Below are 13,306 nucleotides of genomic sequence, written 5' to 3' on the forward strand. Positions count from 1 at the left end.
CGTGACCGGGCCGTCACCGGCCCGCGTTCTGCCTGCTCAGAGGCCGTAGGCCGTGGCGGTCCACAAGTGCACCGCAGCAAAGGCCCGCCACGGCCGCCACGACTCGGCCAGGCGGGCCACCTCGACCGCGGTGCCGACGCCCAGCGCCCGGCGCAGCACCAGGTCGCCGACGGGGAGCGCGTCCCGGTCGCCGAGCACACGCAGGGCGAGGTAGTCCGCCGTCCACGGACCGATGCCCGGCAGCGCGAGCAGGCGCTCGCGGACGTCGGGGGCGCCCGGGGTGAGGGAGAGCCCGTCGGCGCTCGCCCGCGCGAGGGCGTGCAGCGTGCGGGCGCGCGAGTGGGTGATCCGGACGACGGCCTGCAGCTCGACCGGGTCCACGGAGGCGAGCGTGGCCGGCGACGGGTAGACCGTCAGGCCGTCCGGCCCCGGCGTGCCGTACGCCGCGGCGAGCCGGCCGCCGAACGTGCGGGCCGCCGCGAGCGAGACCTGCTGGCCGAGCACGGTGGTCACGGCCGCCTCGAACCCGTCGGGGTGCCCGAGGATGCGCAGGCCCGGGCGCGCGCGGACGAGCGGGCCGAGGACCGGGTCGCCGGAAAAGGCGTCGTGGACGGCGCCGAGGTCGTCGGCGAGGCCGAACCAGGTGTCGGCGAGGGCCGCCAGATCGAGGTCCGCACCGGCGACGAGGTTGATCCGGTCCGGCGACAGGGCCGCCGTGACCACGGCGCCGCCGACGACCCGCCGGACGATGCTGCCCGACACCACCTCGACCCCGGGCACCGCGTGGGCGGCGAGGGAGGCGAGCGCGGGAGCGGGGTCGAACGGCCGCTGCAGCGTGAGAGCCGTGGTGATGGTCGAATCCTTACGATCGGCGGGCGAGGCGGCTTTACCAACACAAGATGGTCACATGGAAAGGATGCGCCCCACTCGTGACAGTGCTAGAACTGTTCTAGCTGATCGCCACGGGACTCCGGGGCGACCAGCCGGTCGCAAGTCGGGCCGCGTTGCCGAGGGTCACGGCGAGAGCCGGACCGCCCGTAAGGGTTCAGGGAGTGCGCCAAGCCTCGTGCCGGCGAGACGCCTCTCCGTGGCGCCCCGTCCCCGAGAAACGGGGACGGGGCGCACCTACGTACGCTGGCACCGTGCTGCAGCTGCTGCCCTCCGCCACCACCGACGACACCGTCGCCCACGACGTGCAGGGATTCGTCGTCCCGACGGTGTCGATCCTCGCCGCCGTCGTCGTCGCCTACCTCACGGCCACCTTCATCGCGGTCCTGGTCCGCCGGGTCGCGCGCAGGTCGGCGGTCGCAGCGGACCTGACCCGGCGGTCGCGCACCCCGATGCGGGCGGTCCTGTTCGTGGTCGCCGTCTGGATCGCGCTGCGGCTGAGCACGGACCCGTCCGACTGGACCCGGACGGCCGAGCACGTCCTGCTCATCGCGTTCATCATCACGATGGCCTGGCTCATCGGCAGCCTCGCCTTCGTGCTCGAGGACGCCGCCCTGCAGCGCTACCGGATCGACGTCGCCGACAACCGGCACGCCCGCCGCGTGCGCACGCAGGTGCAGGTGCTGCGTCGCCTGACCGTGGCCGTGCTGGTCCTCTGCGCGATCGCAGCGATCCTGCTCACGTTCCCGCCGGCGCGCGCGCTCGGGGCGAGCCTGCTGGCGTCGGCGGGACTCATCTCGATCGTCGCGGGCCTCGCGGCGCAGAGCTCGCTGGCCAACGTCTTCGCGGGGATGCAGCTGGCGTTCACGGACGCGATCCGGGTGGACGACGTCGTCGTCGTGAACGAGCAGTGGGGGCGCATCGAGGAGATCACGCTCACGTACGTCGTCGTGCACATCTGGGACGACCGCCGCCTGATCCTGCCGTCCACGTACTTCACGACGACGCCGTTCGAGAACTGGACCCGGCGCGCGGCCGACCTGCTGGGCACCGTCGAGCTCGACGTCGACTGGGACGCGCCGGTCGAACCGATGCGCGCGGAGCTCACGCGGCTCCTGCAGGAGACCGACCTGTGGGACCGGCGCGTGGGCATCCTGCAGGTCACCGACGCGGTCGGCGGCGTCGTACGGGTCCGGGCGCTGGCCAGCGCGGTCGACGCCCCGACGCTGTTCGACCTGCGCTGCTACGTGCGCGAGGGGCTGGTCGGCTGGCTGCAGCGGGAGGCGCCGCAGGGGCTGCCGAAGACCCGGTGGGAGGGCGGCCCGCCGACGGTCGGACGCCGGGCGCGGCCCGAGACGGCGCCGACGCCGACGCTTCCCGTCCCCGGCGGGTGGTCCGCCGACGACACGCAGACCATCCGCACCGGCGGCCAGGACTCGCGGTTGTTCACCGGCAGCATCGAGGCCCTCGAACGGTCCCGGAACTTCGCAGGCCCGGGTCAGGACGTGATCGACGAGCGCGAGCAGACCGCCGAGCAGCACGGCGAGGGTCGGCAGCCCTGAGCCCGATCCGCCCCGCCACCGCCGCGGGGGTCGTCGACCTCGTCGTCGGCCGCGTGCTCGAGATCGACGGGCGGGCGCGCGTGCTCGTCGACGGCGCCCCGCCGACCGGTCCGGACGGGTGGGCCGACGCCCTCGTCGAGCCGCTGCGCGCCGCCGGCCGCCCGGTGGTCCGGGTGCACGCGGACGACTTCCTGCGGCCGGCGTCGGTGCGGCTCGAGCACGGGCGGGACGACGCCGACGCCTACCTGGAGGACCGCCTCGACCTGCGCGCGCTCGCCCGCGAGGTGCTCGACCCGTTCAGGTCCACGGGCCGGTACCTGCCGACCCTGTGGGACGCCGTCGCCGACCGCGCCACGCGAGTGCCGTACGCGCAGGCGCCCGAGCGTGCCGTGCTCGTGCTCGACGGCAGCCTGCTGCTGGGCCGCTGGCTCGACCACGAGCTCGCCGTGCACCTGACGGTCCGCCCCGCGACGCTCGAGCGGCGGACGGCGCCCGAGGAGCGGTGGGCGCTGCCGGCGTTCGCGCGGTACGACGACGAGATGCGTCCCGCGGAGGTGGCGGACGTCGTCGTGCACGTCGACGACCCGAGGCACCCCGCGCTGCTCACGCCGTGACGGCGGCCGTGAGCCGCGCCGCCAGGCGGTGCATCGCGTCGGCCAGCTCGGGCGGTCCGACCACCCGCAGCGGCACGCCGAACATCGCGAAGGTCGCGGCGACCCCGTCCCACGACCAGGCGCTGAGCACCACGCGGCTGCGCCCCTCGCCGAGGCTCTCGACGAGCGCGCCGCGCCCGGCCCACCGCGCGACCTCGGACGCGTCCATGTCGACCTCCGCCTCGCCGCGGCACGGCCACGGGTTGATCCCGCTGAACTGCTGCGCGACGAACGCCGCGACGTCCACCGCGGGCAGCTCCCGCGGCGCGAAGCGCGGGCCGGTCCCGGTCTTCGGCGTCATGCGGTCCACGCGGAACGTGCGCCAGTCGGCGCGCTCGAGGTCGTAGCCCACGAGGTACCAGCGGCCGCCCCACGTGACCAGGTGGTGGGCCTCGGCCCGGCGCGGGAGGTCGGTGGCCCGGCCGCCCGCGTAGTCGAACCGCAGGACCTCGCGCGCGCGCACGGCGGAGCCGACCGTCAGCAGGACCTCCTGGTCGACCTGGGGCCGGTCGCCGCCGCGCGAGACGGCGGTGACCTGCAGGGCGTCGGCGGCCGTCCGGAGCCGCGCGGGCATCACCTGCCGCAGGGTCGCGAGCGCGCGGACGGCCGCCTCGTCGACCCCCGCTACGCCCGTGGACGCGGTCTGCAGGGCCACGACGAGCGCCACCGCCTGCTCGTCGTCGAGCAGCAGCGGCGGCATCTGGGTGCCGGCGTCGAGCCGGTAGCCGCCGTCCGGGCCCTTCGACGCGTGCACCGGGTAGCCGAGCTCCCGGAGCCGGTCGACGTCGCGCCGCACGGTGCGGGGGCTGACGCCGAGCCGGTCCGCCAGGACGCCGCCGGGCCAGTCGCGGCGCGCCTGCAGCAGCGACAGCAGGGCGAGGAGGCGGGAGGACGGCGTCGACATGCCCCCAGGATCGCATCCGATGGCGGACAGGACCTGACCGCTACTCCCGGCAGCCTGGTTCCCGTACCCACTCACGAGGGAGAACCCCATGATCCACACGCGAGGACTGACCAAGGACTTCGAGGTGAGCCGCACCGAGACCGTGCACGCCGTGCGCGGGATCGACCTCGACATCGCGCCCGGCGAGCTGGTCGCCGTGCTCGGGCCCAACGGCGCCGGCAAGACCACCACGATGCGGATGCTCACCACGCTCGTCCGCCCGACGTCCGGCACGGCGACCGTCGCGGGAGTCGACGTGGTCGCCGACCCGGCCACCGTGCGGCGGCACATCGGCTACGTCGGGCAGGGCAACGGCGCGGGCCACCAGCAGCGGGGCGCCGACGAGCTCACGATGCAGGGCCAGGTCTACGGGCTCGACCGGGCGTCGGCCAGGCGGCGGACCGGCGAGCTGCTCGAGGCGCTCGACCTGACCTCGCTGTCCCGGCGGAAGGTGTCCGAGCTGTCGGGCGGCCAGCGCCGGCGGCTCGACGTCGCCCTCGGCCTGGTGCACGCGCCGAGGCTGCTCTTCCTCGACGAGCCGTCCACCGGCCTCGACCCGCAGAACCGCGCCAACCTGTGGGACCACATCCTGCGGCTGCGCGCCGAGCACGACATGACGATCGTGCTCACCACGCACTACCTCGACGAGGCCGACACGATGGCCGAGCGCGTCGTCGTCGTCGACCACGGCCAGGTCATCGCCGACGACACCGCGGACGGGCTCAAGCGCACGCTCGCGGGGGACCGCGTCGTCCTCACCGCGGCGGTCCCCGGGACGGCGGCGCGGGTGGCGACGATCGTCGAGGCGATGCCCGGCGCCCGCGACGTCACGGTCGACGGCGCCCGGGTCGAGGCGCGGGTCGCCGACGCCGCGGTCGCCGTCCCCGAGCTGGTGCTCGCCGCGTCCGCCGCGGGTGCCCCGCTGCTCGAGGCCCTGGCCGTGCGACCCACGCTCGACGACGTGTTCCTGGCCCTGACGGGCCGCAGCCTGCGCGAGTCCGCCGACACCACCGAGGAGGCAGCAGCATGAGCACCACCACGATCGACACCCCTGTCGGCACCGCGACGCCCGTGCGGCGACCGTGGCTCGCCGACGTCCGGCTCGTCATGACCCGCGAGCTGCGGCCCGTGGTGCGCGAGCCGTTCTCCGTCGTGTTCGGGCTGGTCCAGCCGCTCGTGTTCCTCGGGCTGTTCGGACCCCTGCTCGTCGGGACGTCCGACGGGCTGAGCTCCGCCGAGGTGTGGCAGTGGTTCGTGCCGTCCGTCCTCGTGATGACGACCCTGTTCGGCACGTCGACCACCGGCGCGAACCTGCAGTTCGAGATGCAGACCGGGGCCCACGAGCGGCTGCTCGTGACGCCCCTGTCGCGCTCGGCACAGCTGGTCGGCCGCTCGCTCAAGGAGATGGTGCCGCTGGTGGCGCAGGCGGTCATCGTCATCCTCGTGATGCTGCCGTTCGGCTTCCGCGCCGACCCCGCCGGCGCGGTGCTCGGGCTCGCGATGCTCGCGGTGCTGGGCGTCGGCCTGGGCTCGCTCAGCTATGCGCTCGCCATCGCCGTGCGCCGGCAGGAGTGGATGTTCTGGGCGGTGCAGCAGACCGTGCTGTTCCCGCTGCTCATCCTGTCCGGCATGCTCCTGCCGCTCGAGACCGGGCCGGAGTGGATGAAGGTCGCCTCCGCGTTCGACCCGCTGCGGTGGGTCGTCGAGGCAGAACGGGCCTTGTTCGCCGGCGACCTGACCAGCAGCGCGGTCGCTGCGGGCTGGCTCGCTGCGGTGGTCACGGCCGCCGTGGGGCTGGCCGTCGGGGTGCGCACGCTGCTGAGGAGCACCGACTGAACCACCTCACAACGCCCGTCCGTCGCGCGTCTTCCCTGTGGAGTCGCGCGGCGGGCGGGCTCCTCACGTCGAATGTCAGAGGGTGGGGCAATGATGTCGACCATGACGGTCCAGGGGGAGCTCACGGCGGAGCTGGGATACGCCCGCGAGGGCGAGACGGACGTGCGGGTGGTGCACACGGTGATGCCGTCGCCGGTCGGGCCCCTCACCCTCGTCGCGCACGACGGGGGGCTCAGCGCGCTGCTCCTGCCGGGGTCCAAGTACGAGGCGGTGCAGGGGCCGTTCGGTGAGCGTGCGGACGACGAGTTCGACCACGTGCGCGAGCAGCTCGACGAGTACTTCGCCGGCACGCGCACCGAGTTCGACCTCCCGCTGCACTTCGTCGGCACCACGTTCCAGTGCCGGGTCTGGGAGGGGTTGCTGCGCATCCCGTACGGGCAGACCCGCTCGTACGGCGACCTCGCGGCGGAGATCGGGCTCGACCCGCGGACGTCGTCGCGGGCGGTCGGCGCGGCCAACGGGCGCAACCGGATCGCGATCGTCGTCCCGTGCCACCGGGTCATCGGTGCGGACGGCTCGCTCACCGGCTTCGCCGCCGGCCTGGACCGCAAGCGGTTCCTGCTCGGGCTCGAGGCCAAGGGCCGGCCGCGCGAGCACCTGCTGTTCTGACGGGTCCTGTCCGGACCCGGGGTCCGGTGGCAGCATGGGGCCATGGCGCTCGTCCGCTACGTGGCGGCCGCCGCCGAGGCCGCCGGCACCGCCGCCGAGCAGGTTCCCGCCTCGACGGTCGGTGAGCTGCGCGCCCAGGTGCTCGCCCGGCACGGCGGGGAGCTCGCCCAGCTCATCGGCGGCTGCTCGTTCGTGGTCGACGGAGTACGGTCCGACGACGCGGCGGCGCTCGGGCCGAGCGACGTGGTCGACGTCCTGCCCGGCAGCTGACGGCAGCCCCCGGATGCGCCCGGTTCGCACTCCTGCGAGCGTGTGCGCATGAGGGTCGTCGTCGTCGGAGCCAGCGGGAACGTCGGCACGGCCCTGCTGCGGCGGTTCGTCGACGACGGCACCGTGACGTCGGTGGTCGCGATCGCGCGGCGCACGCCGCGCCGGCCACCGCCGGCCCCGTACGACGTGGCCTCGTGGTTCGCGTGCGACGTGGCGGCGCCGTCTGCCGTCGACGACCTCGTGCCGTCGCTGGTCGGCGCCGACGCCGTGGTGCACCTCGCGTGGGCGATCCAGCCCAGCCACGACCGGCGCCGCCTGCACGCCGTCAACGTCACGGGCACCCGGAACGTGGTCGAGGCGGCGCGCCGGGCCGGCGTCCCGCACCTCGTCGTGGCGTCGAGCGTCGGCGCCTACTCGCCGGCTCCCGACGACGTCCCGCGCGGCGAGGGCTGGGCCACCGACGGCGTGCGGTCGTCGTCGTACTCCGTCGACAAGGCCGCCGCGGAGCGCGTGCTGGACGAGGCGGAGGACCGCTACCCGGACCTGACCATCGCGCGGCTGCGTCCCGCCCTCGTGTTCCAGCGCGCCGCGGGGCACGAGATCTCGCGGTACTTCCTCGGGCCGTGGGCACCCCGGCGCGCGATCGGAGGGCACCTTCCCGCGCTGCCGTGGCCCACGGGACTCCGGCTCCAGGCGGTCCATGCCGACGATGCCGCCGAGGCCTACCGGGAGGCTGTCGTCCGGCGCGTGCGGGGACCGTTCAACGTGGCGGCCCCGGACGTGCTGCGCGGGCAGGAGGTGGCCGACGTCGTGGCGCGCGGGCGCCTGCGGGAGGTCGCGGTCGCCGAGGCCCGGGCCGTGCTCGCGACGGTGTGGCACGCGCGGGTGGTGCCGGTCGGGCCGGGATGGCTGGACATGGCGCTCGCGGCGCCGCTGCTCGACACGTCGCGCGCCGAGCGGGAGCTCGACTGGCGGCCGCGCTGGTCGGCGGCGGACGCGGTGCGGGACCTCGTGGACGGCATCGCGGCCGGCGCGGGGACGGCGAGCCCGCCCCTGCGGCCCCGGAAGCTCTGACCTGGCATCCTCGACCGCATGACGGACCACATCCCGGCCGAGCGGCACGTCTACGGCCGCCCCGACGCCCCGGTCACCGTGCTCGAGTTCGGTGACCTCGAGTGCCCGTACTGCCGGGCCGCCGCGCCCGTGCTGCGCGAGCTGGTGGACACCTCCGGCGGGCAGGTGCGCCTGGTCTGGCGGCACTTCCCCCTGTTCGAGGTGCACCCGTACGCGCTGTCGGCCGCGCTGGCAGCCGAGGCGGCGGGCGCCCACGGCAAGTTCTGGGAGATGCACGACGAGCTGATGTCGCACCAGGACCGGCTGGCGGAGCAGGACCTGCGGGCCGCCGCGCGGACCCTCGGGCTCGACCCCGCCGAGGTGACCGGTGACGGCGCGCAGGCGTTCGCGCCGGCGATCTCGGCGGACTACTCCGCCGGCATCGAGCTCGGGGTGCGGGGCACGCCCACGGTCTTCGTCGGGGGCGTGCGGTTCCACGGCAAGGTCGCGCTGGACCGGTTGCGCGAGGCCGTCGAGGCGGCCCGATGAGGACGGCGCTGGTCACCGGGGCCGGGCGGGGGATCGGGCGGGGGATCGCGCTGGGCCTGGCGCGGGCCGGGTACGCGGTCGCGCTCGTGGGCCGGACCCGCGCGCACCTCGACGCGGTCGCCGAGGAGATCGGCGGGTCGGTCTGTGTGGCGGCCGCGGACCTCGTGGACGGCACGGCGGTGCTCGACGCGGTGGCACGGGTCGAGGAGCAGCTCGGGGGGATCGGGCTCCTGGTGAACAACGCCGGGGTCATCGAGCGCGCCGAGGTGCCGTTCGTCGATGACGACGTCGAGGACTCGTGGCGAGTGATCGAGGCGAACGTCCGCGGCCCGCTGCTGGTGACGCACGCCGTCCTGCCCGGCATGCTCGTGCGCGGCGACGGCCGGGTGCTCAACCTCAACTCGGGCGCGGGGCACCGGGCGATGACCAGCTACACGGGCTACGCGCTCAGCAAGGGCGCGCTGGCCCGGTTCACCACCCAGCTCGACGCGCAGTACCGGGCGCGGGGCATCCGGGTGCTCGACCTCGCGCCCGGGCACGTCGAGACGGCCATGACGACGTCGATGCCGATGCACGACGGCCGCACGCAGTGGACGCCGGTCGACGCCGTCGCCGAGCTGGTGCGGGCGTTCGGGGACGGGGAGCTCGACGCGCTGTCCGGGAGGTTCGTGCGCGCCGGCGCCGACACGGTCGGGTCGCTGCTGGCCGCGACGCCGCGGATCCTCGCCACGGACGCGCGCACGCTCCGCCTGGCCCCCTTCGGCGACGACGACCCGGTGGCGTGATGGAACCGGTCCGCCACCAGCTCGTCGTCGCGCAGACGCCGGTCGAGGCGTTCGACGCGTGGGTCGACGGGATCGGGCAGTGGTGGCACCCCGACTACACGCCGGACCCGGCCGGGTTCCGCGGCGCCGTCATCGAGCCCCGCGTCGGCGGTCGCGTCTACCTGGTCGACGCGACCCTCGGCGAGGTCGAGTGGGGACGGGTGCTGGCGATCGCCCGCGGCGCGCTCGTCGTGCACACCTCGACCCTCGGGCAGACGCGCGAGCACCCCAGCCGGATCTCCGTCCAGTTCGTGCCGCTCGACGAGGGCGGCACGCGCGTGGAGCTCGAGCACGGCGGCTGGGACGAGGGCAACGCCGCCGACCGCCACAAGTTCACGGACTGGCCGCTGATCCTCGACCGCTACGCGGCGTTCGTCGCCGGACACGACGTCCCGGCCCGGTAGCGTCCGGGTGTCCGCGACAGCGAGGAGGCGGCCGGTGGGATCGTCGATGGCTGCACCGCAGGCCGTGGCGTGACCGCGTCCGCCGGGGCGGTCGCGCCCGATCCGGCCACGACCGGGGTCGACGCCTCGGCCGACCCCGTGCCGCAGCCCGAGCCGACGGGCACCACCACCGACGAGCCGACGACGCCCCCGCCCGAGCCGACGCAGTCCGCCGCGCCGACGCAGTCGAGCTCGGCGGAACCGGTGCCGACCCCCACCGACGAGACGTCCACCGCGCCCCCGTCGCCCGAGCCCACCGTGACCGAGACCGTCGTGGTCCAGGTGCCCTGGACGCACGAGCCGGCCGCGTCGACCTCGACCATCCCGCTCGGCGCGATCGTGACGTCGCTCCTGATCCTCGCGGCGGCGGCCGCGGCGCTGGTGCTCGCCGTGCGCCGCACGCGCGGCGCGGGTGCGCCGGTGGCGGGTGGGGCGGTCGTGGCCGCGGCGGCGGCGCCCGACCTGGTCGCCGCGACGAGCCCTGACGCGCTGCCGCAGGACGACGTCGCCGACACGCTGCGCTTCCTCCTGGTGCTGGGCGAGGCGATGATCGACTCGAGCGCACCCGTGGTGCAGGTGAACCGGACCCTCGAGCGGGTCGCGACGATCAACGGCGCGCCCGACGTCGAGGTGGTGGCGTTGCCCACGGCGTTGCTGGTGTCCGTGCCGCACGGCGTGTCGACGCAGACCGCTGCGTCGTCGGCGGGATGGCGTCAGCTGCGGCTGCACCAGGTGCAGGACGTCCTCCGCGTCGCGGACGAGGCCGAGACCGGCGACGTCGGGCCGGTCGAGGGCATGGCACGCATCCGGACGGCTGTCGCCGCGCCGCCCCTGTACCCGGGGCTCACCCGCGTCGCGGGATACGTCGGCGTGTCGGCGGGGCTGGCCATGATCCTGGGCGGCAGCCTGGTCGACGTCCTGGTGGCGTCGGCGCTCGGCGTGGCGATCGCGAGCGTGCAGGTGGCGACGGTACGGATGCCGGCCGCGTACCAGTCGCTCATGGTCCTGGCCTGCGCGTTCGCCGTGTCCGTGACGGTGTTCCTGCTGTCGCGCACCGGGATCGACATCGGCCTGCTGGCGCCGCTGGTGGCGCCCCTGGTGACGTTCCTGCCCGGCGCGCTGCTCACCACCGCCGCGATCGACCTGGCCACCCGGCAGATGATCGCGGGCTCCGCGCGGCTCGCGGCGGGGATCATGCAGCTGGTGCTGCTGGCGATCGGGATCACCGGGGCGGCAGCCCTGGTCGGGGTGCCCGCGTCCGAGGTGGGCGCGGCGGCCTTCCAGCCGCTCGGCTGGGCGGCGCCGTGGCTGGGGGTGCTCGTGTACGGCGTCGGGGTCGTGTTCCACCACTGCGCCCGGCGCCCCGCCCTGCCGTGGATCCTGCTCGTGCTCGTCGTCGCCTATTCCGGTCAGGTGCTCGGTGGGCTGCTGTTCGGTGGTGCGTTCTCCGCGTTCGTCGGTGCCCTCGCCATGACCCCGGTCGCGATGTTCGCGGCGACCCGCCCGTCCGGACCGCCGGCGCTCGTCGGGTTCCTGCCGGGGTTCTGGCTGCTGGTGCCCGGCGCGCTGGGGCTCGTGGGGGTGACCTCGATCCTCGGCGACGGCGACCAGGCGCTCTCGACCGTGGTCACGGCCGGCACGACCATGGTCGCCATCTCCGTGGGCGTCCTGGCGGGCATCGCGCTGGCGTCCGCGGTGGGGCGCCGGGCAGGGCTGTCGCTCGGGCGGCTCTGACCCGGTCGACGACGCGGCCACGGGGTGCTGGTCTTCGCCCCGGATGTCCGCAATGATCCTGTTCAGGGGCATTTTGTGCGGGCGGATCCAGAGGAGGGTCGAGTGACGCCGAGCAGGCCGGGCGGTCGCCGTGCCCGCTGCGCAGCGTCCTCGCTCCCCGAGCCCGCGGGTGTCGACGATCCCCGCCGGTCCCGGTCACCGCTGGTCGAGCGGCACGCACCGACCGCCGCGCCGCCGGCACCACCTCACCGTCGGGCGGCGGCGCAGTCGTGCGCCTGGCGCGCGATCGCTCGTGCACGACCACCGCACCGTCGAGAGAGGGCTCTGACATGACCGAGCAACGCAGTGGACTTGCCGTCGGCCTCACCGTGTTCGCCGCCACGATGATGATCCTCATCGGGATCCTGCACGCCGTGCAGGGACTGGTCGCGGTCGCCAACGACACGTTCTACGTGGTGGGCCAGGAGTGGGTCTTCGAGCTGGACGTCACGACCTGGGGCTGGATCCACCTCGTCGTCGGTGCGCTGGTCGTCGTCGCCGGCGTCTTCGTGCTGCAAGGGGCCGTGTGGGCGCGGACGGTGGGTGTTCTCGTGGCCTGCCTGAGCCTCGTGCTCAACTTCGCCTGGCTGCCCTACTACCCGGTGTGGAGCCTGGTCATCATCGCCCTCGACGTCTTCGTGATCTGGGCACTCACGGTCCACGGTCGGGACATCGTCCGATGAGCCGCCGCACGACTCGGGCCGTCGCCCTGGCCGTCGGTACCGGTCTCCTGCTGGCCCTGGCGGGGTGCACCGGCGACGCGTCGGGCCCGGAGCCGACGCCGAAGTCCGACGTGGAGGTCGCGCAGGCGAACGTCGCGGCCGCGGAGGAGGCGCTGGCCACCGCGCAGGCCGCGGCGACCGACGCCGGCGCGGCGTTCTGCGACGCCAGCTCGACCTACATCACCGCGCTGGACCGCTACGGGGACGTGCTCAACCAGACGGCGGTCACCGTCGGCGACGTCCAGACGGCCGGCGACGACCTCAAGGAGCCCGCGGCGGAGACCAAGGACGCGGGCCAGAGCGCCGTCGACGCCCGCGATGCGGTGGTCCAGGCCCAGGAGGACCTCGCCACGGCGCAGGCCGAGCTGGCCGCCGCCGAGGCGGCCGCCGCGGGTGAGCCCGCGCCCGAGCCCACGGAGGCGTCGCCGAGCCCCGAGCCCACGGTCCCGGCCGCCACGGTGACCCGCGTCCAGCAGGCCGAGGACGAGTTCGCGTCCGCGCTCGGCAGCATCACGCCCGACACCCCGTTGGTGCAGGCGTCCGAGCAGTTCAACTCGGCCGCGGTGGCCCTGGAGATGGCGTGGCTCCGGCTCTTCGGCGACGCGGGGTGCCTGTCGGACGAGCGCCAGGCGGAGGCGAGCGCCACGGTCAGCGCCTACACGGCCGCGCTCCAGCAGTCGCTGAAGGACGCGGGGTACGACCCGGGACCGGTCGACGGGATCTACGGCCCGCAGACGGTCGCCGCCGTGCAGGCCCTGCAGAAGGCGAGCGGGCTGCCCGAGACGGGGACCATGGACAAGGCGACCAACGCCGCGCTCCAGGCGGCCCTCGAGGCGAAGGGCGCCGAGGCCGCTGCCGCGTCCGCGGCGGCGACCGCTGCGCTGCAGCAGACGCTGAAGCTGGCGGGCTACTGGGACGGGCCGGTCGACGGCGTCTGGTCGGACGAGCTCACGGCAGCCGTCGGGGCGGCGCAGACGGACCTCGGGGTGCCGGTGACGGGCACGGTGGACGCGGCGACGGTCGCGGCGTTCCAGGCGGCGCTGGCCGCGGCCAAGGCGGGCGCCTCGGCCGAGCCGACCCCCGAGCCGACGCCGACCGAAGAGGGCTGAGCCGACCGTCGG

General features: G+C 75.0%; 15 protein-coding genes. 13 read left to right on the forward strand and 2 right to left on the reverse strand.

Annotation, left to right across the window (positions count from 1 at the left end):
* Positions 1-36 precede the first annotated feature (36 nt).
* Positions 37-852 (reverse strand): DNA-3-methyladenine glycosylase family protein, encoded by an 816-nt coding sequence (locus tag AC1DT4_RS17405; RefSeq protein WP_477091054.1) that lies wholly within the window; start codon positions 850-852, stop codon positions 37-39.
* A gap of 290 nt (positions 853-1,142) precedes the next feature.
* On the opposite strand from AC1DT4_RS17405, the gene AC1DT4_RS17410 reads away from it, so the two are divergent.
* Positions 1,143-2,450, forward strand: a complete 1,308-nt coding sequence (locus AC1DT4_RS17410; RefSeq protein WP_477091040.1) for a mechanosensitive ion channel family protein — start codon at positions 1,143-1,145, stop codon at positions 2,448-2,450.
* 53 nt (positions 2,451-2,503) lie between these two features.
* Positions 2,504-3,064: a nucleoside/nucleotide kinase family protein gene (locus AC1DT4_RS17415; RefSeq protein ID WP_477091041.1), complete on the forward strand. Its 561-nt coding sequence runs from the start codon at positions 2,504-2,506 to the stop codon at positions 3,062-3,064.
* Here the strand turns inward: AC1DT4_RS17415 and AC1DT4_RS17420 are convergent.
* A complete protein-coding gene (locus AC1DT4_RS17420; RefSeq protein WP_477091042.1) occupies positions 3,054-4,007 on the reverse strand; it encodes a helix-turn-helix transcriptional regulator in 954 nt (317 codons plus the stop codon). The genes AC1DT4_RS17415 and AC1DT4_RS17420 overlap by 11 nt on opposite strands.
* An 88-nt stretch (positions 4,008-4,095) precedes the next feature.
* Here AC1DT4_RS17420 and AC1DT4_RS17425 point away from each other — a divergent pair, with 88 nt between their 5' ends.
* From AC1DT4_RS17425 to AC1DT4_RS17475, 11 genes are all read left to right on the forward strand, one after another.
* Positions 4,096-5,076, forward strand: coding sequence for an ATP-binding cassette domain-containing protein (locus AC1DT4_RS17425; RefSeq protein ID WP_477091043.1), 981 nt, complete (start codon positions 4,096-4,098; stop codon positions 5,074-5,076).
* Positions 5,073-5,882 carry an ABC transporter permease gene (locus tag AC1DT4_RS17430; protein WP_477091044.1) on the forward strand — a complete coding sequence of 270 codons (810 nt, stop codon included), beginning with the start codon at positions 5,073-5,075 and terminating at the stop codon, positions 5,880-5,882. The genes AC1DT4_RS17425 and AC1DT4_RS17430 overlap by 4 nt, the downstream gene beginning before the upstream one ends.
* 102 nt (positions 5,883-5,984) lie before the next feature.
* Positions 5,985-6,551, forward strand: a complete 567-nt coding sequence (locus tag AC1DT4_RS17435) for a methylated-DNA--[protein]-cysteine S-methyltransferase (protein ID WP_477091045.1) — start codon at positions 5,985-5,987, stop codon at positions 6,549-6,551.
* 42 nt (positions 6,552-6,593) lie between these two features.
* Positions 6,594-6,821: a MoaD/ThiS family protein gene (locus tag AC1DT4_RS17440; RefSeq protein ID WP_477091046.1), complete on the forward strand. Its 228-nt coding sequence runs from the start codon at positions 6,594-6,596 to the stop codon at positions 6,819-6,821.
* Positions 6,822-6,869: 48 nt separating this feature from the next.
* A complete protein-coding gene (locus AC1DT4_RS17445) occupies positions 6,870-7,895 on the forward strand; it encodes an NAD-dependent epimerase/dehydratase family protein (RefSeq protein WP_477091047.1) in 1,026 nt (341 codons plus the stop codon).
* An 18-nt stretch (positions 7,896-7,913) separates the two neighbouring features.
* Complete coding sequence (locus tag AC1DT4_RS17450) at positions 7,914-8,423, forward strand: DsbA family protein (RefSeq protein WP_477091048.1); 510 nt, start codon at positions 7,914-7,916, stop codon at positions 8,421-8,423.
* Positions 8,420-9,208 (forward strand): SDR family NAD(P)-dependent oxidoreductase, encoded by a 789-nt coding sequence (locus AC1DT4_RS17455; protein WP_477091049.1) that lies wholly within the window; start codon positions 8,420-8,422, stop codon positions 9,206-9,208. Before AC1DT4_RS17450 ends, AC1DT4_RS17455 begins: the two co-directional genes overlap by 4 nt.
* Complete coding sequence (locus AC1DT4_RS17460; RefSeq protein ID WP_477091050.1) at positions 9,208-9,651, forward strand: SRPBCC domain-containing protein; 444 nt, start codon at positions 9,208-9,210, stop codon at positions 9,649-9,651. The genes AC1DT4_RS17455 and AC1DT4_RS17460 overlap by 1 nt, the downstream gene beginning before the upstream one ends.
* A gap of 69 nt (positions 9,652-9,720) precedes the next feature.
* A complete protein-coding gene (locus AC1DT4_RS17465; RefSeq protein ID WP_477091051.1) occupies positions 9,721-11,424 on the forward strand; it encodes a threonine/serine exporter family protein in 1,704 nt (567 codons plus the stop codon).
* Between the two features lie 329 nt (positions 11,425-11,753).
* Positions 11,754-12,146 (forward strand): DUF7144 family membrane protein, encoded by a 393-nt coding sequence (locus AC1DT4_RS17470; protein WP_477091052.1) that lies wholly within the window; start codon positions 11,754-11,756, stop codon positions 12,144-12,146.
* Positions 12,143-13,294, forward strand: coding sequence for a peptidoglycan-binding domain-containing protein (locus AC1DT4_RS17475; RefSeq protein ID WP_477091053.1), 1,152 nt, complete (start codon positions 12,143-12,145; stop codon positions 13,292-13,294). Before AC1DT4_RS17470 ends, AC1DT4_RS17475 begins: the two co-directional genes overlap by 4 nt.
* Positions 13,295-13,306 lie beyond the last annotated feature (12 nt).

Source organism: Cellulomonas sp. P4_D11, assembly GCF_056401915.1.